The following is a 26,734-nucleotide window of genomic DNA, read 5'->3' as shown; positions in this document are numbered from 1 at the left end:
TATCTACATCATATCATGGGAACAGTACATAGAATAACGTTGAATTTCAAATTCAATAAGTCTAAACTATACATGAAAAAGCGAAAGAATCCAATATGTCATGAAACTGACAAATAAATATAGGTTATTAATTTTTATAAATATGATAAACTTGATTAGTTAGTCTTCAAAAATAGAGATTGGGGATTTAATATGGCAGATTCAAATTCAAAATTACTGCGTGGGACGTTTGTCTTAACCCTTGCTACATATATTTCTCGAGTACTTGGAATGATTTATGTTTTTCCATTCGTTTATTTAGTTGGAGATATTGGTTCTGCTCTTTATTCCTATGGGTATGCTCAATATACCATCTTTTTATTTATTTCAACTGCTGGAATTCCAGCTGCTGTTTCTAAATTTGTTTCGAAATATAATTCCCTTGGCGATTATCATACTGGAATGAGGATGTATAAATCCGGACTTATCGTAATGGGACTTACCGGTCTATTAGGCTTTACAATCTTAAACTTACTTGCACCCATTCTTGCACCCATTGTTCTTGGTGGAGAAGATGCAAAAAATACAGTTGATGATGTTACGTATGTCATTCGAATGGTCAGTTTTGCTCTACTTGTCGTTCCGATTATGAGTATTCAAAGAGGCTTTTTCCAGGGACATCAATCAATGGGACCAACGGCTGTTTCACAGGTGGTGGAACAAATTGTCCGAATTCTTTTCGTCTTGTCTGCAACCTTTATTGTGATGCAGGTAATGGCCGGTGAAAGGGTATTCGCAGTTGGATTAGCTACATTTGGTGCGTTTATCGGAGCGTTGGGAGGTTTGGCAGTCCTCATCTGGTATTGGTTTAAGCGAAAACCATATTTAGATGAAATGCTTGCAAAAAGTAGACCACAAACGGATATGACAACAAAAGAAATGTTTAAGGAGCTTTTCTCTTATGCAGGACCTTTTGTCCTTGTGGGACTTTCAATTCCTCTTTATCAATACGTTGACCAACTAACCTTTAACAGGACAATGATCGAAAACGGTTTTGATAAAGATGTATCAGAGGGATTATTCTCATATGTCACATTTATGGTTCCGAAATTAGTCATGATTCCCGTTTCTTTGGCAACTGCGTTTAGTTTAACACTTGTTCCAACGATTACAAATTCGTTTACATCTGGTGATTTTAAACTACTTAGAAGCCAAATTGATAAGACATTTCAAATTTGTGTACTGTTGGTTTTACCGGCAGTTGTTGGTTTATCCGTATTAGCGTACCCTACCTTCAATGCGTTATTTGAAATGAATGAGGCTGGTGGCAGAATTTTAAGATGGTATGCACCTGTTGCGATACTATTTTCTTTTTATTCGATTTCAGCTGCTATTTTACAAGGAATAAATAAGCAAAAATTTGCAGTTGTAAGTTTGTTCATGGGGCTAATTCTAAAAATCAGTTTCAATAGTTTGTTTATTACCTGGTTTGGCGAGATAGGTTCAATACTTGCAACAGCTTTAGGTTATACGATAGCAATTGCGTATTGCTTCTGGATGATTTCAAGACATGCGGGGTATAGTTATTCATTGTTTGCAAGGAGAACGCTTTTAATGGCTATTTTTGCGGCAGTGATGGCTTTAACGATACTGTTGATTGAGTGGTTACTATCGTTTATTGTCGGATATGAAAATGGCAGATTACAGTCGGTCTTTGTTTTATTAGTAGGGGTTGCAGTTGGCGCTGTTGCGTATCTATATTTAGCATATCGTTCACGCCTATTGGAGGCTCTAATTGGAAATCGCTTTTCATTTTTATCAAGAAATAGGAAGAAGGCTGTGCAGTAAGTGACAGCCTTTTTTTAGATTCTAATGCTCCAGTGTGTGTGTGATTAGGTTTTCCCGGGTGTTAGAAGGTTCTCTTTATGAGTTAGCCTTGGAAAGTACCAAAGCCAAGACGGCGCTCTATTCGGTTTACACGGCGGTCTAAACGAACAATCTGATTTTCTAGTCTTTGCATTTGGCGCTCAATACGGTCGAGACGAAGGTTTACGTTTCCGCCGCCGCCCCCTCCAGGGAATCCAGGGGATCCAGGGAATCCAGGACTGCCTGGGAAGAAACCCTGAGGTTGTTGACGATAATCATAGTCATAATAAAACATTGTGGTTTCGCTCCTTTTTCTTTTTAAAAGTACAGTAATAGTGTATGTTAATAGGGCGTTTGTGTAATGAATAAAACGCCTATTCTTAGTTAGATAGGTATTCGCACAGGTAAAGGAGGTTATTGCATTGCGAATTGATAAATTACTTGCAAATCGAGGCTTTGGAAGTAGAAAAGAGGTAAAGAGCTTATTAAAATCAGGAGCCGTTCAAATAAATGGCATACCGGTTAAAGATTCTAGTAAGCATGTAAAAGTCGAATCAGATATAGTCACCGTTCATGGAGAAGTGATTGAATACAAAGAATTTATCTATTTAATGTTAAATAAGCCTCAAGGTGTCATTTCCGCAACAGAGGATCATCTTCATGATACAGTCTTAGATTTGTTAGAAATGGAAGATGCAGTCTATAAGCCTTTTCCAGTGGGGCGGTTGGACAAAGATACGGAAGGGTTATTACTTTTAACGAATGATGGTCAGCTTGCACATCAATTGCTTTCCCCAAAAAAACATGTTCCCAAAACGTATGTAGCTATCATTGAGGGAGAGGTAACAGTAGAGGATGTGGAGGCTTTCCGAAACGGAGTTATCCTTGATGATGGATATGAAACGATGCCAGCTGTTCTGACGATTATTAGCAGTGGATTACGTTCTGAGATTGAAGTTGTAATCGAGGAAGGAAAATTCCATCAGGTAAAACGAATGTTTGAAGCAGTAGGAAAACGAGTCGTTTATTTGAAAAGAATGAAGATGGGACCATTACCACTAGATGAAACACTTGAGCTTGGTGAATACCGAGAGCTCACGGATGAAGAGGTTACCTTATTAAAAACGTATACGAAAAAGTAACAAGGGCTGTCTTAGTGACAGCCCCTCAGACTGTTGACAAACGCTCGCATACTTCGTTGCTTGCCTCTCTCGTCCGCTCATGAAGGCAACTTCTATTCGCGTCTTCGATCGGCTGCGCGCCTTGTCTGACAAGCGTTTTCAAGACAGTCTGGGGTGAGTAATTTACATCTAGATATCTTGTGAAAAAACGTGTAGACAAAGTCAGTACTGACTTTGTCTACACTCTGAAGGGCTGTCTTAGTGACAGCCCCTTTTTTAAAAGATAAGAAAGTATAAAATTTTATGCGTAGTTTTCGATGTCTAGCTCCAGGCGCCATCGGCTCTTTGGTCTAAGCCAATCGCTTCGGAAGGCTAGAAGCGCCTTCTGCCAGCGCTCGTCTTATGCTTGTCGCCGATAGACGGGCGCGCTTAGCGCTTTTATTATTAGAATCTAGTTTCTCCATATGTATCTGTATGAAAAGGCCTTCTAGTGTGAAGTTATTTGCTACCTTCTTCAAATGCCCCTTATGTTTGTTGCTAAGATATTTTGACTTTCTTCTTTGTGATTGTCCATTTTCCACGGCTAGGGCTTTTAACCAAATCATTATATGCTAACACATTCAAATCGCGCTGAATGGTACGTGAAGTAGTCCCAAATTCATCCACAAGCTCCTGAGTTGTTACAGTCCCTTTTTCGTTAATAAACATGTAGACTGATTTGATACGAGTTAACATACGGTTTGTTGAAGGTTTCAAAAAAACACTCCTTATCATTTTTGTACATGATAGACATGCCTCAGTCGTACTCTTAAAAACTAATTTTCTCAAAATAACGATTCGCTACAGTTTTTCTTATTGTTAAAACCAAATCTTATATATATGTCCCATTTCACCTCATTTCTTTACAGGTGCGTTTGCTATATATATATAGTTGTATCTGAATAGTATGACTCTTTCTACATAAATTGTCAAAAATCTTCATTTGGTTCTATTATAATCATAAATTATTTCTACTATTCTGTTTTTTACATTTTTATTACAGTTTGGTAAACCTTGTCTAAAATAGGGAACTTTTTTGATGTGTTTTCGTAAGTAGTAGCGGAGGGATTGTTAATGGAACAGACCTTATTGGAAGTCTCAATACAGAATTCAGGTTATGAAGAAAATAGTAAGATTGTAGAGGATCTTTCTTTTTCAATCAACCGAGGTGAGATTGTTGGGCTCATAGGACCCAATGGTGCTGGAAAAAGTACAACAATAAAAACGATTCTTGGATTATTAGAAAATACCAATGGGAAAATTGATTTTTTCAATAATCATACATATTCGTATATCCCGGAGAGACCGGTTTTTTATGATGAATTGACATTATGGGAGCATCTTGATTTGGCAGCGGGGGTAATAGAGATTGAAGATGCTTACTTTAATGAGCGGGCAATGAGGTTAGTTAAACTCTTTCATATGGAAAAAGTGATTCATAAGCTTCCAAGTACATTTTCAAAAGGAATGCAGCAAAAGGTTATGCTTATTACTGCATTTCTCATAAAACCCGATATTTATATAATTGATGAACCATTTGTTGGATTAGATCCGATGGCAATGCAGAATTTTTTAACGCTTATTGATTTGGAAAAACAACGTGGTGCTGGGATTTTGATGAGTACACATGTCCTAGATACTGCTGAAAAAGTGTGTGATCGTTTCCTATTAGTGGCAGATGGTAGACTGAAGGCACAGGGAAAGCTTGATGATATCCGTAAAAAAGCTAATCTACATGATGGCTCGCTTCTCCGATGTTTTAACCAAATTGTGCAAGGTGAGTCGTCATATGAATAAAAGCCTTTTTTTAACCCGATTTCGTAAGGAACTAGCGTATCAATGGGGCGTATTTAGAAGTGTTGTAGACTGGACAATTTTTCTATATTTATTCATTCCAGTCATTGTGATTGGCGGTTATCATTATTTTACATGGTGGGCAGACATTCCAAGTTGGATAAATGGTATCCCACTTTCATTTATAGTTAGCTTGCTTTATTTGAATTGCTGGCAGGGACGTATTCGGACATTTTTGGAGGAAGCGGACCAATTATTTTTATTACAAAAACGGCCCCTTGTTATCACTTTGAAAAAATGGACAAGAAATCTATATGTGACTGGACATAGTATTGGCATCCTAGTTTTAATTGCTGTTTTGGCTCCATTTTTATTCAATCATTACACCCTATCCATGGGTGAAATTTTTGTAATTGCTATTTATTTTATTAGCTTAAAGGCACTCATTCTTGGATGGAAACAGTACTTAGATGGTATTGTTTCAACATGGAAAAAGAGCCTTTATACGATTTTGATTTTCCTTGCATGTTGGATTTTCACTACAAGACTAGTCATGTGGACCCTTGATACGTCTGTCTTATTTTTATTTATCATCAGTGGTATTCAATGGTTGTTATTTATAAGGAACTCTTCTAGAAGGATAAACAGGCTTACAACCTTTTCTAACGATGTTGACATAGAGAAGCAAGCAAAGCTCGTATATGTAAAAAGTATTTTTCTTTTTTCAGAATACGTCGAAAAAGTACCGAGTCAAAAAAAACGGAGCCCACTGTTTTATCGAAACTCAAAACGAATTTTTAAAAACCGCAATCCCAGGAGAAGCTTGCAAGAATTATGTATAAAAGTATTTTTTCGGAACAGGTCTTATTTGTTTCAATGTCTTCAAATCACAAGTATTACAACAGGGGCTTTGTTAATCATTCCACCGATCTGGATCAAATGGTTAATCTTTTTTGGATTTATTATCATTCTTAGAATGTGGGTTAAGATTGTAGTAAATCGGGTTATGGCCAATCATTTTATCGTCAACGTAAGAAAAGATGATATTATTCGTATTCAGGCGGAACACTATATTGTGAATTTCATTTCGCTTCCTGTAATATTAATAGTAGGACTGATATTAATTTTAATCAGCATAAGTAGAATACTTCTATAGTGGTTGGCGAATGTATTAAAAGAAAACCGTTATTATGACGGTTCCCTGGGCTGAATAAAATTAAAGCCTCCGGCGGATGCTACGATTTTTCAAAGGAAATTTTTCGAGCTTAGGATCAAAGACTAAGGCTGTTTTTGTAAACTTTGTTGTTTTTGGATTTGATGTACGAAGGGACATAATAAATATTGGCCTTCCTGTGATTTCAGCGTATGGCACGAGACTCCTGCGGGAACAGCGAGCCAAGCGAGACCCCGCAGTGAGGCACGAGCGAGGAGGCTTGCGGATCGCCGGCGGAAAGCGAGTGCCAGGAGCTAAAATCACCCTGAGTTTGAAAAGCAACAATCTTTTAGAAATGAGCCAAGACTAAAAACGCCACGTCTTTGTGACCCACCTCGTTTGGGCCTAAAAAAATCAAGCGCAAATACGCCATGGTGTATTTGATTTTTATTTTGATCATTTTGTAAGGAGAATTCAGATGGAACAGATTAACTGGCATGAAGAAGTAGAGAAACGTAAAGATCAACTTATTAAAGATACTCAGGATTTCTTGAAAATAAAAAGTGTCCTTGATGAGGAGAATGGAAGCCCGACTGCACCATTTGGGGCTGGGATTGATGAGGCACTTCATTATCTATTGGAAAAAGGTAGTGAGGATGGTTTTACCTCGAAAAACCTTGATGGATATGCTGGCCATCTCGAAATGGGCTCTGGAGAAGAATTAATCGGGATTTTATGCCATATTGATGTTGTGCCAGAAGGAGATGGCTGGTCCAGTGATCCATATGGCGCAGAAATTCATGATGGAAAAATGATTGCCAGAGGTTCATTAGACGACAAAGGACCAACAATGGCTGCGTATTACGCGATGAAAATCATTAAGGAATTAAATCTTCCGCTCTCAAAGCGTGTACGAATGATAATTGGAACAGACGAGGAAAGTGATTGGCGTTGTGTTGACCATTATTTCAAACACGAAGAAATGCCGACAATGGGCTTTGCCCCCGATGCAGATTTTCCAATCATTTACGCTGAAAAAGGAATTGCAGATTTTGACCTAGTTCAAAAATCTCAGTCAACTTCAGTTGCTGAGCTTCAATTGGCGTCTTTCAACTCAGGTCGTCGCTATAACATGGTTCCGGATTTTGCCGAGGCGAAGCTTGAAGGGAAAGGCAATTTGCAGGAAATGGTGAATGAATTTCAGGCGTTTTTAGACAAGAATTCATTAATGGGACGAGGCCTTTGTGATGAGGACACCGTTGTGTTTGAATTAGAAGGCGTGTCCGCACACGGAATGGAGCCGGACCATGGGAAAAATGCGGGTTTATATTTAGCATCCTTTTTACAAGGGTATTCATTAGATGAACAAGCAAAGCATTATTTAAGTATGGTGACTGAGTATTTTGTAGGAGATTCCAGAGGAAGAAATTTAGGTGTTGCTTATAGTGACGACATCACAGGTGATTTGACCATCAATGTCGGTAAGCTTGCTTACACGAAAGCAGATGGTGGAAGCCTTGGTTTAAATCTACGTTATCCAGTAACCAATGATATGGATGGTACGAAAAAGAAAATTGAAGAGGTATGTGAGAAGATTGGGTTCGAGCTTGTAAATTACAGCAATTCTTCACCTCATCATGTCGATAAAAATCATCCATTGATTCAAACCCTTCAAAATGTGTATGAAGAACAGACAGGCGAAGAAGCGACATTAGTTTCAATTGGTGGAGGTACCTATGCAAGATCTTTAGAAGCAGGCGTTGCGTTTGGACCATTGTTCCCTGGACGACCTGATGTTGCCCACCAAAAGGACGAGTTTATTTTAGTAGAAGACTTACTAAAAGCTACCGCTATTTATGCTCAGGCGATATATGAACTGGCAAAATAATTGAGGAAGTTAGTGGCCCGCCATGGATGGCGGGCTTTTATATTGTATTTTGCTAAAATCGATAGAACTTAAATAAAGTTGATAGAACCGAAATAAAATTGATAGAACTCAAATAAAATCGATAGAACCAAAATAAAGTCGATAGAAATTTTCAAGCGGAAAACTTCGTGTGAAATTTAAAGGATTTTAGCTGTTTATGTAGAAAAAAGAGTTATCGATAATAAAGGAGTTGGTTAAATGATCAAAAAAGAATTAGAAATGCCACTTAGATTACGAAAATTGGAGGCGCTTCTAAGAAGAGTAGATGAATTTCATCCAAAATATGCAGAAATTCGTGAGGAATTCAGAAAAAGAATGTCAGGATACCGAGGCGAGCAATCTTTAAAGTATTATTTAAGCTTTTTAAAAGAAAAAGACTATCTAACTCTACATAATTTACGTCTTCCAGATATCTCCGGTGAACATTTCTTTGAAATAGACATCCTTTTAATGAGTCCAACGTATATCTTAATCATTGATGCTAAAAATTATCGTGGAGAGCTTTATTTTGACGGGAAGTTTGAACAATTGATTCAAACAATTGACGATAGAAAAAAAGCATACTCCTGCCCAATTGCACAAATAAATAGACACCAGTTGCAGTTTAGGCGTTTGTTACAACAATTAAAATTCCCCCCAATCCTAAGCGAAAGTTTAGTTGTTTTTACAAATCCAACTTCTATCATTTCTGCAAGTAAAGGTCACAATCAAATTCAAAAGGTCATTAAAAGTACCAGTTTTCTTTCAAGAATAGAACTATTTGAAAAGAGACATAAAAAAATAATTTACGAGAAAAAACAACTTCAAAAATTGTCAAAATCACTTTTGAAAAAACATACTCCATTTGATGGAGATATTCTTAAACAATTTGGGATAAATCAGAAGGATTTAATTAAAGGGGTAGCTTGTCCGAAGTGTGACAAACTTCCCATGTATAGAACTGAAAGGCAATGGCATTGCAAATACTGTCAACACTCCTCAAATAAAGCTTATCTCGAATCAATAATTGACTATCAATTAATCATTAGCAACACAATTACAAACAGCCAACTAAGAGACTTCTTAAATCTCCCATCCCCAACGGCAGCAAGAAATATTTTGTACTCTCTTCAATTAAAACACGCTGGCACTAGACGTCACCGAGTTTATTTCTTCAACGAAATCTAATCCCCCACCCTAAGTTTCCCTTTACCCGTAAGTTTGCTAAAATGATACAATAAATACTGTAAAAGGGGCTTTTATATGGAGCAGCAAACCCATTATTTTCTTGCACTCGCCCTTCCAGCCGAGACAAAAGAGTTATTACACAAATGGCGAGAAATGCTGGAACCTAGGCTAAAGTTCAAGTCTTGGGTTCATCCTGAGGATTTACATATTACGCTTGCTTTTTTAGGAGGGCAGGCATCATTTAAACAACTGACTGACATTAAGAAGAAAATGCCCGAAATTGCGAAGAAGCACGAACGTTTTACGCTTCAAATAAATGAAATGGGCACCTTTGGAAAGTCGGATTCTCCTCGCATCCTATGGGCTGGAGTAGAGGAGAACGAGAAATTACGTGCACTAAGACGAGATGTGTATGGAGCGTGTACAGATTTGGGATTTTCCCTTGATAAGCGATCATTTACCCCGCATATTACAATGGCACGAAGGTGGAAATCGGAAAGTCCATTTTTGCCCACACAACTGAAGGATATCGTACAACCGAAGGAAGAAAAATCAATCTTTGAGGCAGGGCATTTTGTGTTATACCAAACCCACTTGAACCGCTCGCCAAAATATCAGCCGTTATCTATCTTTTCGTTGAAATAAAAAGGGGAACTTTCGATGAGATTTGTTAAAGTTTTTATTCAGATTGCGTTTTTGTATCTGATTTATTGGCTAGGGACCTTGATTCAAGGGCTTTTACAAACAGCCATACCGGGAAGTATTATTGGGATGATTTTGTTGTTTTTCTTGTTGCATACAAAAATCGTCAAAGAAAAATGGTTAGGGGATGGAGCACAATTTTTGCTTACCTATTTAGCCCTTCTCTTTGTACCGGCAACCGTTGGGATCATGGATTACTTATCCTTTTTTAATGGGAAGGGCATTATCACGGTAGTCATTGTATTATTGAGTACATTTCTTGTTATGCTGATCTCCAGTGTAGTTGGTGAAAAAATTGCAACTAGGAAAAAGCAAAGCAAGGATCTCGGGGAGGGTTACGGGGCATGAATATCGTTTTAACAATTATTTCCGTCATTAGTACGATTGTTATTTTCTTATTGATGACAAGGCTGTATAAACGAGTAACTCATCCATTACTAGTGCCCATTGCTACGACTACTTTTGTCATCCTTATCTTCCTACTTATTTTCTCCATACCATATGAAACATATATGTTGGGAGGAAAATGGATTGATGAACTGCTTGGACCTGCTGTGGTGGCATTAGCCTATCCTTTATATCAAAATCGAAAATCTTTAAAAGAATTTTTCATGCCCATTATAATAGGTGTCTTTGTAGGCTCTACTACTGGAATTGCCACAGGGCTTTATTTTTCAAAAATAGTAGGAATAGATCCTACAATCATACTTTCCATTTCTCCAAAATCAGTTACGACACCGGTTGCGATGGATATCGCTAGTGTAACAGGTGGAATCCCTGCACTTGCAGCCGTCTATGTGATGATTGCCGGAATTTCGGGTGCTATGTTTGGTCCAATCCTATTAAAATGGGTCAAGGTCGATCACTTTGTTGGAGTGGGTTTAGGGTTTGGGACCGCTTCACACGGAATTGGTACATCACGAGCATTGGAAATTGGCACAAATGAAGGGGCAATTAGCTCGATTGCGATGATTTTAAGCGCTGTTTATACGTCAATTATATTGCCGGTGCTGGTTTCTTTTTTATTATAATGAGGTGTAATAAAGTTGGGACAATTAATCAAACTGCAAGATTATATTTCACGATATGAGGTGGATATGTTCCGGTATCCCGGACAGTTTATCCGCCTAAAAAAGCAACAATGGGGTAAGACGAAAGATAAAAGTACAGATGCACACGATGAGCACAAGCAACAATTTCTGGACCATATTTTTGAATTTCAGTTGAAGTGGGCGAGCTCTACAATCAGAGAAAAATCATATGTCGACAGGGAATTTTACCATGATCCGAATTTAAAATATTTTCTTCAACGGTTCCCAGACACCAACCTGGTGCTATATAAACCTATTTTTAAATTAAAAAATGCACCTGTTGAAGTGGAAATTATTATCATCAGCCCCACAACAACCTGGTTAATTACTATCCTTGAAGGTGAAGAAAACAGTGTGTTTTTAGGCTCAAATGAACGGTTTTGGACGGAAAAAAGGGGTCGCCATGATAAAAAAGTCTTATCGCCAATGATTGAACTTGATCGCATGGATGGGATTGTCCGCACGATATATTCTTTATATGGTATTGAACTACCGATTCGAAAAGTAATCTTGAATCGGACAGGTTTCTTTGATTTTCCGCTTGTTCCTTATGACATAGAATTAGTGGAAAAGAGAAATTATGAAGAGTGGTTTACCTCTTTAAGAAAAATGAGTTCTCCATTAAAGCACATGCAATTAAAAGCTGGCAATGCTTTACTGCAATACTGTCAGACAGTTTGTGTTCGTAGAATGGACTAGGGTGCATGAGCATCCTTTTTTATATTGCCTTCTTTAAGAATATAAAATACTATTAAAGCATGTATGTCGAATTTTCTAGAGGGTAAACTATGAAACTATTCATTTTTATTGTGAATCAAAAGGCCGGTAATGGAAAGGGATTAAGGGTTTGGAACAAGCTTAAGCAAGAACTTGAAAAGAAAAAAATCGATTACCGATCCTTTTTTACAAAATACCCAAACCATGCAGCAGAATTAGCACGACAAATAGGTTCTATGTTTGAAGACAAGGTCGAGGCTGTAATTGCTGTTGGCGGGGACGGTACGATTAATGAGGTTGTAAATGGGATGGTGTATTATCCTGAGATAAAAGTGGGCTACGTCCCTGCAGGATCAGGAAATGATTTTTCTAGAGGATTTAATGTTCCAAAGTCCCCACTAGACGCACTGTCCTTCATCGTTCGAAACAAGGCTAGTAAGGGAAAATGGTTTGACATTGGAAAATGTAAGGTCCGAGGTAAATCGAACAGCTCTTATTTTGTTAGTAGCTTAGGTACAGGCTTTGATGCAGCCGTTTCAAAGCTAACAAATGAATCGAAAATGAAAAAGTACTTAAATAAAATACATATAGGGTCTATAGCCTATGTTGGCGCTTTAATACGCCTTCTTTTTACCTATCGCCTTACAAATGTCTCGTTACACATTGATGGCAAAGACTATCAATATGAGAATGTTTGGTTTGTAACAGTATCAAACCAACCATTTTATGGAGGGGGTATGAAAATTGCCCCAAAGGCTAATCCAAAGGATGGTTTTTTTGATATAACAGTTGTTCATAATCTTTCAAGAGTAAAGCTGTTATTTGTCTTTGTAACTGTGTTCTTTGGCGCACATACAAAGTTTAAAGAAATTGCTCAACATAAAGGAGCAAACATTAAGGTAGAATCAGATGAGAAAATACTAGTGCATGCAGATGGTGAATTAATTGGACAAACTCCTATACAGGTGGAAGTCCAACATAGGAAACTTTCCTTTATGGTAAAATGATCCTAATTGGTATCATTTACTAGTGTTATTTTTCCTATTATTTATAACAGAAACGTTACTTTTTCTTGACTTTAATTGTAATTGAACGCTAAAATTTAGTAAGATAGCTATTGTTATATAGATCGTCAATAGCTGTCATTTTTTTTTAAGATTTTTTAGGAAATGTTGTGTTGAAATTGGAGATAAACTGGCTTACATACGTATTAGGCAACGAGTGGGAATTCTCCCCAGCGGGTGGTTCAACGGGAGACGCGTATTTTGCCCAATTGAATGATAAAAAAATATTTCTAAAAAGAAATTCGTCCCCATTTCTGGCCGTCCTTTCAGCAGAGGGAATTGTTCCAAAGCTAATTTGGACAAAGCGTCTAGAAAATGGCGATGTTGTGACTGCACAACAATGGCTTAGTGGGCGAGAACTAAAACCAGTCGATATGTATGGTGAAAATGTAGCAGGTTTGCTCAAAAAAATTCACCAGTCGAATGAGCTTTTAGATATGCTAAGACGTATAGGGAAGAAGCCTATAGAAGCAAAGGATGTTTTGCAAGATGTTGTACGCAAATTACATCCTGATTTACGAAAAATGAATATTGTGAACAAAGCCATCGAGTTCTTAGAGAAAGAACAAGATAATGTTAAGACAGACCAAATCGTCGTTTGCCATTCAGATGTCAATCATAATAATTGGTTATTATCAGATGATGATGAACTTTATTTAATTGATTGGGATGGAGCAATGATTGCTGACCCAGCAGTTGATATTGGTATGCTTTTACATTGGTATATAAAAAAAGAAGACTGGCCAAAATGGATCAGTCTTTACGGAATGGAACTAACGGATCATTTACTTCTCCGTATGAAATGGTATGTCGTTGCACAATCCCTACATCTCTTAGGCTGGTATCAGTTGAAAAATAAGGAAAAAGAAGTTCTTCATTGGCTGCAATATTTAGAGAAGTTGTTATGAGTATTGGTCAATATCAGATATCCACTGGCTGATTTGGTTTTGATGCGATTCGATATGGTTATCAAGATGTTGGGTATATTGCCCTTGTTGACTATAAGAATAGACATCGGTTAATACCTGTTTTACGCTCTGGTCAATGTTCGGGTTTGCAATGAGAGATTGAATTAATCGGCCTAATTGCTCACACTCAGCAACTGTACCACAGCAATCCATTTGATGATTAGATAGGATATCCTTTAAAATATCCATTTGATGTGTATAATCTAGAGGCATTAAAAACACTTCCTTTTTGATGTTGTCTATATACTACATTTCCATGAAATGACCTTTTTTATACGATGTAAACTCAAACTCACAATGCATGGGTTTGAGTTTTTTAACGACAAAGTAAGCTTGCACGAATGGTTTGGACATGTTATCCTTTTGTGCGATACAACTTAAATGAGGTGGCAATCATGCGTTTACGCAATAAACCGTGGGCGAAGGAAAAATTAGCATCATACCCACAGTACGTAATCGATAATCCAGTTGAACATAAAGGAAGCTGGAATCAAATTTTTGGAAACAATAATCCGATTCATATAGAAGTAGGTACTGGAAAAGGTAGATTTGTGACAGAAATGGCAAAAGCTCATCCTGATATCAACTATATTGGGATTGAATTATATGAAAGTGTGATCGTTTCTGCGTTAGATCGTGTAATTGAAGCAGAAATTCCGAATATCAAATTGTTGAATCAAAATGCAGCAAACCTTAGGGACTTTTTTGAAAAAGGTGAAATTGACAGGGTATATCTTAACTTTAGTGACCCTTGGCCAAAGACCCGTCATGAGAAGCGTCGCCTAACCTACAAATCATTTTTAAAAATGTATGAGGACATTCTAGTTGATGAGGGAGAAATCCATTTTAAAACGGATAATCGAGGGTTATTTGAATACTCGCTTAGGAGTTTTTCGGAATATGGCCTTCTTTTGACATTTGTAAGCCTTGATTTGCATAAATCTGATTTTGAAGGAAATATCATGACAGAGTATGAAGAAAAATTTTCCGAGATGGGGCATCCTATTTATCGTTCCGAAGTTCGATATCAGAATAAATAAAAGCAAAACGTATCCCATGAACCAATCGGTTTATGGGATTTTTATTTTATAATTTTCTTAATAATGATAAAATGAAGGCATCATAACATGAGGGGTGAGGAAAGAATGGAGCAGCTAACAATTGGTGATATTACCCTTACTTGGCTAAATGGCGGAGTAACAAATTTAGATGGCGGAGCTATGTTTGGTGTTGTCCCTAAACCACTATGGTCCAGAAAATATCCGCATAATGATAAAAATCAAATAGAGCTTCGAACCGATCCAATTCTTGTGAAAGTTGGTACAAAAAATATTTTGATTGAATCTGGGATTGGTAATGGGAAGCTATCGGATAAACAAAAGCGAAATTTTGGAGTGCTTGAGGAATCTTCCATTGATCAATCATTGGCAGAACTTGGGCTATCAACAAGCAATATTGATCTTGTCCTAATGACTCATCTTCACTTTGATCATGCATGCGGTCTTACAAAATGGGATAATGGTAAATTAGTTCCGACTTTTGAGAACGCTATCATTTATGCTTCTGATGTGGAATGGGAAGAAATGCGAAACCCAAATATCCGTTCAAAAGCGACGTACTGGAAGGAAAATTGGGAAGCAATTCAACATCAAGTAAAGACATTCTCAGGGCAGCTAGAGGTTGTTGATGGAATTACAATGGTACATACAGGTGGGCATAGTGATGGTCATTCCATCATCTTATTTAAAAGCCAAAAGGAAGTGGCGATTCATATGGCTGATATTATGCCAACCCATGCACACCAAAATGTATTATGGGTATTGGCATATGATGATTACCCAATGAAATCAATTGAGCAAAAACAAAAATGGATGGAAAAAGGTCTTGAAACAGAGGCATGGTATGTTTTTTACCACGATGCTTATTATCGAGCAATCAAATGGAATCAATCGGGAGAAATAATTGATTCTTTGAAAAGAGTCCGTAAATAATAAAATAGCTTATAAGGTCTTCTTATAAGCTAATCTGTTTTATAGAGGGTTCACCTCTAAAATAGAACCTGTTTTTGCATCCATCACGAATTCATATTGGTGGCTTTCTTGATTTAATTTACGGGAAATGCCACCTTTATACACTTGATACTGAATTCCTGACTTTGAGAAATCTTCAGGATTCATTTGAATCCAGGATCCATCAATAGGACCATTTTTTTTGAAAGCTTCTTTTGCAATTTTTAATGCTTTGTCACCTGGAATCAAGGAGTCACTTAGTGCTTCTTTTAGCAGAAGAGCACTTGCAAAACCGACACCAAAGCCAAGTAGAAATTTATTCCAGCTCATTTTTTCCCTCCTAAAACATCTTAATTCTTACCATAAGTATAACTAGATTTTATAAAAATCGCTATGTTCCCTATGGTAACAAAAAAACAATTTCGATATACTAAATATTGTACATAAATAGAATCCAACAAAAAACGCCACGTTTTTAAAACCGGAAGGAGAATAACAGTGAAACAGGATACACTAGAGCTATTTAAAACGTTAACAGAGCTTCCCGGAGCTTCAGGAAATGAACACCAGGTAAGAAAGTTTATGCGCTCTCAGCTAGAAAAATACTCAGATGAGGTTGTACAAGATGGATTAGGTAGTATTTTTGGAGTACGTCGAAGTGATGCTAATGCTCCAACAGTCATGGTCGCAGGCCACATGGACGAAGTTGGATTCATGATCACAGCCATCACTGAAAATGGAATGCTTCGTTTCCAAACACTTGGTGGTTGGTGGAGCCAAGTGCTTTTAGCACAAAGAGTTCAAATTATTACAGACAATGGTCCTGTTATTGGGGTAATCGGTTCAATCCCACCACATCTTCTAGAAGAAAGCCAACGTAATAAACCGATGGATATAAAAAATATGCTCATTGATATTGGTGCTGACGATCGTGAAGATGCGATTCGTATTGGAATTAAGCCTGGTCAGCAAGTTGTACCGATTTGTCCATTTACACCAATGGCTAATGAAAAGAAAATTTTAGCTAAGGCATGGGATAACCGTTACGGCTGTGGACTTTCCATTGAGTTATTGAAGGAGTTACATGGAGTAGACCTTCCAAATACTCTTTACTCTGGAGCAACTGTACAAGAGGAAGTTGGTTTAAGAGGGGCACGGACTTCTGCAACTATGATCAAACCTGATATTTTCTTTGCGCTTGATGCAAGCCCAGCTAATGATATGTCAGGAGATAAAAATGCCTTTGGTAAACTTGGACACGGTGCTTTGCTTCGTATTTTTGATCGGTCCATGATTACACATCGTGGAATGCGTGAATTTGTTTTGGATACTGCTGAATCAAATAACATAAAGTATCAGTACTTTATTTCTCAAGGTGGAACAGATGCTGGCCAAGTTCATCTTGCAAATGAAGGTGTGCCATCAGCCGTTATAGGTATTTGTTCACGTTATATTCATACACATGCTTCAATTATTCATGTTGATGATTATGCAGCTGCAAAAGAATTACTTGTTAATCTAGTAAAGTCATCAGACCGTACAACTATTGATTCCATTCGTCAAAATGGGTAATAATATGTAAACGTGCTCGGCATTTGCCGAGCATTCATTATGGAAATGAGGTGTTTTTTGATGTTACAAGTTGCAATAGGTACGAAAAATCCTGCAAAAGTAGATGCAATTATAAATGGATTTGCTGGTATTGAAGCAAACTTCTCCCCTACTTCCGTACCCTCAGGTGTATCTGTCCAGCCTTTTTCAGATGAAGAAACCATTCGGGGGGCAATCAATCGTGCAAAATCTGCTCTAGAAAAAGAAGGTACCGACCTTGGGATTGGACTTGAGGGTGGCGTTGTCGACTCCGAAATTGGGTTATTTTTATGTAATTGGGGCGCAATCACTGACAAGAATAATGAACCAATCATTGCTGGTGGAGCTAGAATCCTTCTGCCTGATGAGATTGCTGAGGAATTAAAAAAAGGCATTGAACTAGGAGACGTCATGGCGGAATTCACAAAACAAAAAGATATTCGCAGTCATGAAGGTGCAATTGGTATTTTTACCAATCACTATGTTAATCGAAAAGATATGTTTACCCATGTCGTCAAACTCCTAGTCGGTCAATATACATACAGGAAAAATAACTAAAAGTCCTTGTTTTAAAAATGGTACTTATTACATATTGATTAAAATTATAAGATTAGTCTTGCAACCTAGAAAATAATAGGTTTATTATAGGAAATAGAGAAATAGAGGTAAGTCTACCTGTTTAAGGGGTGAGAGAAAATTGAAACGAGGAAAGGTCCTTTTTCTAACCTTATTATTAATAGTAGGACTTTTGACAGGTTGTGCATCAGTTGAAGATGAATCAAAAGAAACAATTTCTTCTGTCGAAACGGCATTTAACGCCCAACCTGAAAAAACAAATAGTGAGAATGGGGATGTATCTTTTTATCTACCTTCTACTATGAAAATAGAAAAGAAGGATGAAAACAACGTAATCCTTCAAAAAGGAAATCAGACCTTTATTTTATTTGTAAATCCAAATGAAGAACGAACCAGCGATGCTCTGTATAAGGAAATCGACGCAGAGAAATTTATGGTCGATCAAACCTTTAAAGACAAAGAACGATATGGATATGTAAAAGCATACAAAATCGAGGACAAGCTTTACATTGTAACTGTTGGCATAGGCGGTATAAAAATGACAACAGAAGTGAAGGTAAGTGAGATCTCGGAAAGTGCTTCAGAGATGATGAAAATTGTTTCATCCGTTCAGTATTAAATGTGCGCTAAAGCCCCACTACTTGGTAGGGGCTTTTATTTGTTTTTAGACAAAGAATATATGATAATAAGTGCATATGGAATTTGGAGGTTATAAACATGAAGAAACTTGAAAATATAGATCAATATCAAGAGATTATCCAAAACGGAAAAACCATTCTAATGTTCTCAGCAGATTGGTGTCCAGATTGCCGTTTTATCGACCCATTCTTACCTGAAATTGAAAGTTCTTTCCCTGATTATACATTTTACTATGTAGATCGTGATGAATTTATTGATTTGTGTGCAACCTTAAATGTGTTTGGTATTCCTAGCTTTGTGGCGTATGAGAATGGAAAAGAAACGGGCCGATTTGTAAGTAAAGACCGTAAAACGAAGGAAGAAATTGAACAATTCATTAATGAGCTCTCTTAAGAATATAGAAAAGAGAGGAGAAAGATTCTATGGACTCAAACAATAGAAGGAAAATGGACTCGAAAAAATTAAAGAAAATCATTCAAGATAAACTTGCAAAGCATAACTGGCAATTTTCTTTCGATCCTAAAAAGGATACATTACGCATCGAGGATAAGGAAACGAAAAGAGGAACAACTATTACCCTTCCTGGGATTGTAGCAAAATACCAAGAAGAAGGCCAAGCAAGTCTTGATGAGGTTATTTATTACATTGAAGAATCCTTAATGGTTATGAATACTGAGCTTGAGCTTGAAGGAAAAGAAAAAAATATTTTTCCTGTCATTCGCTCCACCTCGTTTCCAACTCAATCAAATGATGGGGAAGATTTAGTGTATGATGATCATACTGCAGAAACAAGAATTTATTATGCACTCGATTTAGGAAAAACATATCGTTTAATTGATAAGAGACTACTTGAAAAAGAAAATTGGAAGTTTGAACGGATTCGTGAAATTGCAAGATTCAATCTTCGTTCACTGGATGTTTCGTATAAAACGGATGAGGTTGCAGGAAATACCTTTTATTTTATCAATAAAAATGATGGGTATGATGCAAGCCGTATTTTGAATGATGCGTTTTTACAAAAAATGAGTCAGCAAATAAAAGGTACGATGGCAGTAGCCGTACCACATCAGGATGTTCTGATTATAGTGGATATTCAAAATGAAACGGGATATGACATTCTTGCACAGATGACCATGAGCTTTTTTGCAAGTGGACGTGTACCGATTACAGCACTTTCATTTTTATATGAAGCTGGTGAGCTTGAGCCAATATTTATCCTTGGGAAAAATCGACCAAGAAAATAATCTACTAAATCAAAAGTCGCTAGGAAAACTAGCGGCTTTTTTGTTACAATAAAGTGAAACTACAATCAGTAGGGGGTGTTTTCATTCCCTACTGAATGTTAGCTGAGGCCCACACGATGTGGGTCATAAAGACGTTGCCACAGGACGTGGCGTTCTTAGTCTTTGTACTTTCGGGCTTTTACGGGCAGTTATCCCTCCTCCTAAAACTTCTTCGTTTATACCAAAGTTGTGTTTAGATGGGAATCTTACTGCCCGTTAATGCGGGATAAGGAATAGAATTAAAATGGAAGAGTGATAGTTGTGAATTGGATAAAAAGATTACTACATTTTTTTAAGGCGGACGATGAAGATCCAATTGAAATAAATACGACTCAAATCCGACAGAATAAACATATTGAGGCAAGAGTTACATATGAATACCCGAAGGGGAAATTCAGATTTCCAGTCATTCCTGATCAAGAAATCAGAAAAACTGAAAAGGTGCAGAGAAGGCGGACTCAACAAAATAGTACCTCACAACCAAAAAGGAATACGAATCCTAAACCCGTTGTTAAGGTGCAGGAGAAACAACCTTTTCGGCCAACTGAAACGCCTTCCCCAGTATATGGTCTAAGTAAGCCAAAGCCTCATGAAACAATAGAGTTTGAACTTCCTTCAACACCTATCACGGATACAGAATCAATTGCTAGGGCATGGAAAGAAGCACAAGAGGAAGTTGCTCCTACAATTCTACGAACTGAGCAAGTGAAACCTGAACTTCAGATTGTTTCCGATGTAGAAAAGCAGCAAAAGGTTGTCAGCTTTGCGAACCAACTAATAAGGGAAGAAGAAGCTAAGGAAGAACTAGATTATTCGAAGCCATATGTCCAAGATTCTATTAGTGAGGAAACACCAGTACAGGTTTCGACTAATGATTCTATTAGTGGGGAAACACCAGTACAGGTATCGATTAATGATTCTATTAGTGAGGAAACACCAGTACAGGTTTCGACTAATGATTCTATTAGCGAGGAAACACGGTTACAGGTTTCAACCCGAGATTCTATTAGTGAGGAAACACCAGTACAGGTTTCGACCCAAGATTCTATTAGTGGGGAAACACCAGTACAGGTATCGATTAATGATTCTATTAGTGAGGAAACACCAGTACAGGTTTCGACCCAAGATTCTATTAGTGGGGAAACACCAGTACAGGTATCGATTAATGATTCTATTAGTGAGGAAACACCAGTACAGGTTTCGACTAATGATTCTATTAGCGAGGAAACACGGTTACAGGTTTCAACCCGAGATTCTATTAGTGAGGAAACACCAGTACAGGTTTCGACCCAAGATTCTATTAGTGAAGAAACACCAGTACAGGTATCAACCCAGGATTCTACTAGTGAGGAAAAGCCAATACTGACTTCTACCACGGAAGTGCCTGATGTTTCTATTGAACCGAATGTGATTGAACAAGATATGGTAGAAACTGAAAGTATGGTGGAAGAACCACAGCAGCCTACTGATGATACGGATAGTATGGAAGTAAGTACAGAACATAAAGCGGAAGGAAATGAGGATTCCGTTGAAGTGGACGAGGCTGATTCACACGCTGAACAAATACAGAAACAAGAACAGATAAATTCGGAGCCGAGAAGGTCCCATATTCCTTTTAATGTTTTAATGTTTAAAAAGGATAAACAGAAATTGTCGCAAAAGGAAACGAGACAAGTAAGTCAGCCAGATGCTAAAGAGCAAACCGAATCTGATAAAAAACAGGAACAACCGATTCTGCAGGAAACATCTACAGAAATGGAACAAGCCAAGCAGCAGGAATTAGAAATACATCCACCAGACGAAGAGCCGATCTCAAGCTACTCGTTTCCGGGGCTTTCTTTTTTAAATGCACCGCCTGCCGAGCAGCACGATGACAGTCAGTGGCTTTTAGAACAGAGAAATACTCTTGACCAAACACTTCGAAATTTCAAAGTGGGAGCAAAAGTCGTGAATGTAACTCAGGGTCCGGCTGTTACTAGATTCGAAGTACATCCTGAACCTGGGGTGAAGGTAAATAAAATAACAAACCTAACAGATGATATAAAATTGAGCTTAGCTGCGAAGGATATTCGAATTGAAGCACCGATTCCAGGAAAAAACACAATTGGAATTGAAGTCCCGAATAAAAAAAGCAAGCCTGTGCTTTTAAAAGAAATTATCCAAAGCTCGGAATTTACATCGAATAAATCCCCATTAACCGTGGCTATGGGTCTTGATATTTCGGGTAAGCCAATTGTGACGGATTTGCAAAAGATGCCACATGGATTAATCGCCGGTGCGACTGGTTCTGGTAAAAGTGTCTGCATTAATGCGATGCTTGTTAGTTTACTTTATAAGGCTTCTCCAGATGAAGTAAAGCTACTCTTAATTGATCCGAAAATGGTCGAGCTTGCGCCATATAATCATATACCTCATCTTGTGAGTCCTGTTATTACGGATGTGAAGGCGGCAACGGCTTCTCTTAAGTGGGCAGTTGAGGAAATGGAAAGACGATATGAACTATTTGCTCATACCGGAGTTCGTGATATTGGCAGATATAATGAAATGGTGAAAAAGCATGATGAAAAAAGCGGAAAGCTCCCATACCTTGTCATAATCATTGATGAGTTGGCTGATTTAATGATGGTTGCACCAGGAGATGTGGAAGATTCCATCTGCCGAATTGCTCAGAAAGCAAGAGCGTGTGGAATCCATTTAATTCTTGCGACACAACGACCATCTGTTGATGTCATCACTGGTTTAATTAAGGCAAATATTCCAACACGTATCGCATTTTCAGTTTCTTCCCAGGTGGATTCTAGAACAATTATTGACTCTAGCGGGGCAGAAAAGCTACTTGGTAAAGGGGATATGCTATTCCTTGAGAATGGCTCATCTAAGCCATTTCGTGTCCAAGGAAATTTTGTTTCCGATGATGAAATCGAAGCTGTTGTTGATTTCGTGAAAGCAGAAATGAAACCAAGCTATATGTTTGAGCAAGACGAGCTTTTAAAGAAGGCTTCCATCTCAAATGATGAGGATGAGTTGTTTTTAGAAGCATGTGAGTTTGTTTTAGAACATGGGGGAGCGTCTACCTCAAGTGTACAACGACGATTTAGAATAGGCTATAATCGTGCAGCGCGTCTCATTGATATGATGGAGGAACAGGGAATTATCTCGGAATCTCGTGGTAGTAAACCACGTGATGTGTTAATAACGGAAGAGGAACTTGCTGAGTTTTATGAAGGCTGATAACTTTTGTTATCGGCCTTTCGTTTTTTTAGTTAAAAAGACCCTAAAACTACATTAGCGAAAGGTTATTTCTATGCTCCAACGTTCATAATAAGGGTAACTTATCCCGCACTGGTTCTTAGTATGTGGGACAAACTACATATCTTCGACGAATTTCTAGTCATTTTTTCGTAATGGTCTTAACCATTGATTAGTGCTATAATGAAAAAATGTGAGATGATTGTATATTACATAAAATTCATTAGCACCAATCTCAAAATCATGGGTACAATTATCAAAACTAGATGAATTTCATATACTGTCTTACAGATAGACATTGTTGGAGGTTCTTTATATGACAGTTTACCACTTCGTTGGAATCAAAGGTACTGGCATGAGTTCATTGGCACAGATACTTCATGATATGAATTATGAAGTTCAAGGGTCTGACCATGAAAAATTTTATTTCACACAAATGCCCTTAGAGGCACGAGGAATAAAGATATTGCCTTTTGATGAGGACAATATTCATGAAGGTCTGACGGTTATTGCCGGGAATGCCTATCCTGATACACATGAAGAAATAGCAAAAGCAATTGAAATGGGGCTACCTGTTATTCGATACCACCGTTTCTTAGGTGAGTTTATGAAACAATATACGAGCGTTGCTGTAACAGGCTCCCATGGAAAAACTTCTACGACTGGCCTACTTGCACATGTGTTGCAGGGAGCAGAACCAACTTCTTATTTAATTGGTGATGGAACTGGGGTTGGATCCGAGAATAATAAAAACTTTGTGTTTGAAGCATGTGAATACAGACGACATTTCTTAAGCTATCATCCTGACTATGCGATCATGACAAATATTGACTTTGACCATCCAGATTATTTCGCAAATGTTGATGATGTATTTAATGCTTTTCAAGAAATGGCACTTCAGGTGAAAAAGGGAATTATTGCATGTGGAGATGATGAGTACCTTCAAAGCATCCAAGCAAAGGTTCCAGTTGTTTTCTATGGATTTGGTGAAGAAAATGATTTCCAGGCACGTAATATTAAAAAGAGCACAGAGGGTACGACCTTCGATGTGTTTGTACGTAATACATTTTTTGCTACTTTTTCAATCCATGGATATGGAAACCATAATGTATTAAATGCTTTGGGTGTGATTACACTCTGCCATTATGAAAATATTGATGTGTCCATTATTCAAGAGCGTTTATTAAGCTTCCAGGGTGTGAAAAGAAGATTTTCCGAAAAGCGAGTAGGAGATCAAATCTTAATTGATGACTACGCACATCATCCGACAGAAATCAATGCAACTATTGAGGCGGCACGACAAAAATACCCTGATCGTGAAATAGTGGCCATTTTCCAACCACATACGTTTACAAGAACACAGACATTTTTAGATGACTTTGCGACAAGCTTGGAAAAAGCGGATCAAGTATATCTTTGTGATATTTTTGGCTCAGCTCGCGAGAATAAAGGGGAACTTTCAATCGTTGACTTACAAGGTAAGATTCCTGGGGCTGAATTAATTAAAGAGGATAATACTTCTATACTTAAAAAACACGAGAACAGTGTGTTGATTTTTATGGGAGCAGGAGATATTCAAAAATTTCAAGACGCGTACGAAAAGGCTTCTGTTTAATCCAAAAAGGACCTTTGCGATTCATTTCGCAAAGGCCTTTTTAATTACTTAAGATTTTCTGGATTTAAAGGTTCAAGCTCTGGGATGACGAAACGGCCATCTTTTCGGATGAGCACATCATCGAAATAGATTTCCCCACCGCCATACTCAGGGCGTTGGATATTTACCATATCCCAGTGAATATTCGAGTTATTTCCGTTGTAGGCATCATCATAGGCTTGCCCAGGTGTGAAGTGGAAGCTGCCGTCAATTTTTTCGTCAAATAGAATGTCCTGCATTGGATGTTGGATATATGGATTAACTCCGATTGCAAACTCTCCGATATAACGTGCCCCTTCATCTGTATCAAGAATTTTATTGATACGCTCTGTATCGTTCGCTGTTGCTTCAACAATTTTTCCATCCTTGAATGTAAGGGAAACATTTTCAAACGTAAAGCCTTGGTATGGTGATGGCGTATTATAGGTTAGGGTACCATTGATTGAATCACGAACAGGTGCCGTATATACCTCACCATCTGGAATATTCATTTCCCCAGCGCATTTGATAGCTTTGATTCCTTTAATGGAGAAAGTAAGGTCAGTACCTGGACCAGTAAGGCGAACCTTATCTGTCTTGTCCATAAGTTCAACAAGGGCATCCATTGCATTGCTCATTTTTCCATAGTCTAGATTACAAACATTAAAATAAAAATCTTCAAATGCTTCCGTGCTCATTTTTGCAAGTTGAGCCATTGAAGAATTTGGATAACGAAGAACGACCCATTTTGTCTTTGGTACACGAATTTCACGATGCACTTTTTTACCGACTGTATTTCCTTCAATTTTCATTTTATCATCGGGAACATCTGCTAGTTCATTAATGTTATCTCCAGAACGTAAGCCAATATAGGCATCCATCTTACTCATCACTTTTGCTTCGAAATCAGCTTTCATCTCAAATTGCTTTTCCTGTGCTCCAAGCAAGAGCGCACGGTCAACTTGATGGTCCTTTAATGATACAAATGGATACCCACCTGCTTTATATGCTTCGTTAATTAACGCGATTACAAGTTCTCTCTGTAAGCCGAAGTTTTCAATGAGTACTTTTTCACCTTCCTTGAGGCGCACAGAATAATTAATTAAATTACGAGCGAGTGTTTCAATACGTGGATCTTTCATGTTTATTGCCTCCATATCCTTTTGCTTATGTACAATCTTATTGTAACCTAATAGAAGAGAATTGTTTACTAAAATTCCGTGAAGGATTTTAATAGGAAATGTCGAAACTTTAACATTAGAGGTATATGATTAATAATAAGCAAGATGGGTAAGAAAGATATAGGAGGTGCACCAAGATGATTCTTATCGTTTACATAAGTGTTGCAGTAATTGCAGTGGCATTTTTAATTTTAGTTATCTATCTCTCAAAAACACTCCGTTCACTTCAAACAACATTAGATAATGTGGCGGGAACTTTATCTGGGTTAGAAAAACAAATGGAAGGCGTCACAAGTGAAACGACTGCACTGTTGCATAAAACAAATAAGCTTGCAGAAGATATTCAGCAGAAGTCTGAAAGTCTGAATACAGTCGTTGACGCTGTTAAGGATGTCGGAACTTCATTGCAACGCTTTAATAAATCAATAGGAAATGTGACAGAAGAGGTTGCTGTGCAATTGGATAAAAATAAAACCAAAATCTCACAGGTTGTTCAAGTAGGGAATGCTGTTATAGAGATGTGGGATAAATGGAAAGATAAGAAACAAAAGCATGATAAACATTTTTCGAATTAAAGAAAGGGGATTCCAATGGGAAAAAATAGTGGTTCAAACTTTATTCTTGGAACAATTGTAGGGGCAGCGGTAGGAGCTGCAACAGCACTATTTCTAGCACCAAAAACAGGACAGGATCTACGCAAACAGATTAATGACCAAGCCTCTGTTGTAAAGGAAAAAACAAATTCACTTTCTAAAACGATTTCTGAACAGTCTAATCAAATTTTAACAAAAGTAAAAGATTTTAAGGCTCCTATTGGTCAAAACAGCGAGGAACCAGATGCAGCTGTAGCTACAACCATAACTTCAGAAGAATTAAATCGCAGTGGGGATCATGCTAAAAATGAAGAATTATTCCAAGAAAAGCTAGCTGAAGCACAGCAAGCCCTCACAGAAGCCGAGAAACATACACAAACAAACGAATAGGAG

General features: G+C 37.6%; 27 protein-coding genes. 23 read left to right on the top strand and 4 right to left on the bottom strand.

Translation table 11 applies throughout. The annotated features are described in order from the left end of the window. Positions 1-192 precede the first annotated feature (192 nt). The gene (locus tag RGU12_RS17410) at positions 193-1,827 is read left to right on the top strand and encodes a putative polysaccharide biosynthesis protein (protein WP_309537183.1); all 1,635 of its coding nucleotides are present in this window, start codon (positions 193-195) and stop codon (positions 1,825-1,827) included. Between the two features lie 440 nt (positions 1,828-2,267). Further along, the gene (locus tag RGU12_RS17405) at positions 2,268-2,987 is read left to right on the top strand and encodes a pseudouridine synthase (protein ID WP_309537182.1); all 720 of its coding nucleotides are present in this window, start codon (positions 2,268-2,270) and stop codon (positions 2,985-2,987) included. Between the two features lie 516 nt (positions 2,988-3,503). Here the strand turns inward: RGU12_RS17405 and RGU12_RS17400 are convergent. After that, positions 3,504-3,722, bottom strand: a complete 219-nt coding sequence (locus tag RGU12_RS17400) for a DeoR family transcriptional regulator (RefSeq protein WP_309537181.1) — start codon at positions 3,720-3,722, stop codon at positions 3,504-3,506. A 357-nt stretch (positions 3,723-4,079) separates the two neighbouring features. Here RGU12_RS17400 and RGU12_RS17395 point away from each other — a divergent pair, with 357 nt between their 5' ends. The 10 genes from RGU12_RS17395 (at position 4,080) to RGU12_RS17350 (ending at position 13,528) form a co-directional block, all read left to right on the top strand. Beyond that, positions 4,080-4,802, top strand: coding sequence for an ABC transporter ATP-binding protein (locus RGU12_RS17395; protein WP_309537180.1), 723 nt, complete (start codon positions 4,080-4,082; stop codon positions 4,800-4,802). Then, positions 4,795-5,955, top strand: coding sequence for an ABC transporter permease (locus tag RGU12_RS17390; protein WP_309537179.1), 1,161 nt, complete (start codon positions 4,795-4,797; stop codon positions 5,953-5,955). Before RGU12_RS17395 ends, RGU12_RS17390 begins: the two co-directional genes overlap by 8 nt. A gap of 475 nt (positions 5,956-6,430) precedes the next feature. Then, positions 6,431-7,840, top strand: coding sequence for a dipeptidase PepV (gene pepV, locus RGU12_RS17385; RefSeq protein ID WP_309537178.1), 1,410 nt, complete (start codon positions 6,431-6,433; stop codon positions 7,838-7,840). A 237-nt stretch (positions 7,841-8,077) separates the two neighbouring features. Next, positions 8,078-9,046 carry a nuclease-related domain-containing protein gene (locus RGU12_RS17380; protein ID WP_309537177.1) on the top strand — a complete coding sequence of 323 codons (969 nt, stop codon included), beginning with the start codon at positions 8,078-8,080 and terminating at the stop codon, positions 9,044-9,046. Positions 9,047-9,121: 75 nt separating this feature from the next. Beyond that, a complete protein-coding gene (gene thpR, locus RGU12_RS17375; protein ID WP_309537176.1) occupies positions 9,122-9,691 on the top strand; it encodes an RNA 2',3'-cyclic phosphodiesterase in 570 nt (189 codons plus the stop codon). Between the two features lie 15 nt (positions 9,692-9,706). Continuing rightward, positions 9,707-10,096, top strand: coding sequence for a CidA/LrgA family protein (locus tag RGU12_RS17370; protein ID WP_309537175.1), 390 nt, complete (start codon positions 9,707-9,709; stop codon positions 10,094-10,096). After that, complete coding sequence (locus RGU12_RS17365; RefSeq protein ID WP_309537174.1) at positions 10,093-10,779, top strand: LrgB family protein; 687 nt, start codon at positions 10,093-10,095, stop codon at positions 10,777-10,779. The genes RGU12_RS17370 and RGU12_RS17365 overlap by 4 nt, the downstream gene beginning before the upstream one ends. Positions 10,780-10,794: 15 nt before the next feature. Beyond that, positions 10,795-11,538 carry an NERD domain-containing protein gene (locus tag RGU12_RS17360; protein ID WP_309537173.1) on the top strand — a complete coding sequence of 248 codons (744 nt, stop codon included), beginning with the start codon at positions 10,795-10,797 and terminating at the stop codon, positions 11,536-11,538. 89 nt (positions 11,539-11,627) lie between these two features. Next, entirely contained in the window at positions 11,628-12,563 is a 936-nt protein-coding gene (locus RGU12_RS17355) for a diacylglycerol/lipid kinase family protein (protein WP_309537172.1), read from the top strand. Between the two features lie 176 nt (positions 12,564-12,739). After that, a complete protein-coding gene (locus RGU12_RS17350) occupies positions 12,740-13,528 on the top strand; it encodes a phosphotransferase (RefSeq protein WP_309538278.1) in 789 nt (262 codons plus the stop codon). Here RGU12_RS17350 and RGU12_RS17345 read toward each other — a convergent pair. Continuing rightward, complete coding sequence (locus RGU12_RS17345) at positions 13,523-13,801, bottom strand: YtzH-like family protein (RefSeq protein ID WP_116351804.1); 279 nt, start codon at positions 13,799-13,801, stop codon at positions 13,523-13,525. The genes RGU12_RS17350 and RGU12_RS17345 overlap by 6 nt on opposite strands. Positions 13,802-13,983: 182 nt before the next feature. Between RGU12_RS17345 and trmB the strand changes: the two genes are divergently transcribed. After that, complete coding sequence (gene trmB, locus RGU12_RS17340; RefSeq protein ID WP_116351803.1) at positions 13,984-14,628, top strand: tRNA (guanosine(46)-N7)-methyltransferase TrmB; 645 nt, start codon at positions 13,984-13,986, stop codon at positions 14,626-14,628. Positions 14,629-14,733: 105 nt separating this feature from the next. After that, positions 14,734-15,579 carry a YtnP family quorum-quenching lactonase gene (locus RGU12_RS17335; protein WP_309537171.1) on the top strand — a complete coding sequence of 282 codons (846 nt, stop codon included), beginning with the start codon at positions 14,734-14,736 and terminating at the stop codon, positions 15,577-15,579. 39 nt (positions 15,580-15,618) lie between these two features. Here the strand turns inward: RGU12_RS17335 and RGU12_RS17330 are convergent, their stop codons facing one another. After that, on the bottom strand, positions 15,619-15,927 hold the full coding sequence (locus tag RGU12_RS17330; RefSeq protein ID WP_309537170.1) for a PepSY domain-containing protein: 309 nt from the start codon (positions 15,925-15,927) through the stop codon (positions 15,619-15,621). 168 nt (positions 15,928-16,095) lie between these two features. Here RGU12_RS17330 and RGU12_RS17325 point away from each other — a divergent pair, with 168 nt between their 5' ends. The 7 genes from RGU12_RS17325 to murC all read left to right on the top strand — a co-directional run bounded on the left by RGU12_RS17325 (position 16,096) and on the right by murC (position 24,549). Continuing rightward, positions 16,096-17,169 carry a M42 family metallopeptidase gene (locus RGU12_RS17325; protein WP_309537169.1) on the top strand — a complete coding sequence of 358 codons (1,074 nt, stop codon included), beginning with the start codon at positions 16,096-16,098 and terminating at the stop codon, positions 17,167-17,169. 60 nt (positions 17,170-17,229) lie between these two features. After that, positions 17,230-17,745: a DUF84 family protein gene (locus tag RGU12_RS17320; RefSeq protein WP_309537168.1), complete on the top strand. Its 516-nt coding sequence runs from the start codon at positions 17,230-17,232 to the stop codon at positions 17,743-17,745. Positions 17,746-17,884: 139 nt separating this feature from the next. Continuing rightward, complete coding sequence (locus RGU12_RS17315; protein ID WP_309537167.1) at positions 17,885-18,382, top strand: hypothetical protein; 498 nt, start codon at positions 17,885-17,887, stop codon at positions 18,380-18,382. Positions 18,383-18,480: 98 nt separating this feature from the next. Continuing rightward, positions 18,481-18,795 (top strand): thioredoxin family protein, encoded by a 315-nt coding sequence (locus RGU12_RS17310; protein ID WP_309537166.1) that lies wholly within the window; start codon positions 18,481-18,483, stop codon positions 18,793-18,795. Between the two features lie 53 nt (positions 18,796-18,848). After that, positions 18,849-19,646 (top strand): DUF1444 domain-containing protein, encoded by a 798-nt coding sequence (locus RGU12_RS17305; protein ID WP_309538277.1) that lies wholly within the window; start codon positions 18,849-18,851, stop codon positions 19,644-19,646. A gap of 300 nt (positions 19,647-19,946) precedes the next feature. Further along, complete coding sequence (locus RGU12_RS23845) at positions 19,947-22,916, top strand: DNA translocase FtsK (protein WP_309537165.1); 2,970 nt, start codon at positions 19,947-19,949, stop codon at positions 22,914-22,916. A 334-nt stretch (positions 22,917-23,250) separates the two neighbouring features. Further along, complete coding sequence (murC, locus tag RGU12_RS17295) at positions 23,251-24,549, top strand: UDP-N-acetylmuramate--L-alanine ligase (RefSeq protein WP_309537164.1); 1,299 nt, start codon at positions 23,251-23,253, stop codon at positions 24,547-24,549. A 44-nt stretch (positions 24,550-24,593) separates the two neighbouring features. Here the strand turns inward: murC and RGU12_RS17290 are convergent, their stop codons facing one another. Next, the gene (locus RGU12_RS17290) at positions 24,594-25,709 is read right to left on the bottom strand and encodes an aminopeptidase (RefSeq protein WP_116351793.1); all 1,116 of its coding nucleotides are present in this window, start codon (positions 25,707-25,709) and stop codon (positions 24,594-24,596) included. A gap of 176 nt (positions 25,710-25,885) precedes the next feature. On the opposite strand from RGU12_RS17290, the gene RGU12_RS17285 reads away from it, so the two are divergent. Further along, on the top strand, positions 25,886-26,323 hold the full coding sequence (locus RGU12_RS17285; protein WP_309537163.1) for a DUF948 domain-containing protein: 438 nt from the start codon (positions 25,886-25,888) through the stop codon (positions 26,321-26,323). A 15-nt stretch (positions 26,324-26,338) separates the two neighbouring features. Then, the gene (locus tag RGU12_RS17280; RefSeq protein ID WP_309537162.1) at positions 26,339-26,731 is read left to right on the top strand and encodes a YtxH domain-containing protein; all 393 of its coding nucleotides are present in this window, start codon (positions 26,339-26,341) and stop codon (positions 26,729-26,731) included. The last annotated feature ends 3 nt before the right edge of the window (positions 26,732-26,734 follow it).

It is taken from the genome of Ferdinandcohnia sp. QZ13, from assembly GCF_031324165.1.
Lineage (GTDB): Bacteria > Bacillota > Bacilli > Bacillales > Bacillaceae_L > Ferdinandcohnia.
This window is presented reverse-complemented; position numbering and strand designations above follow the sequence as displayed.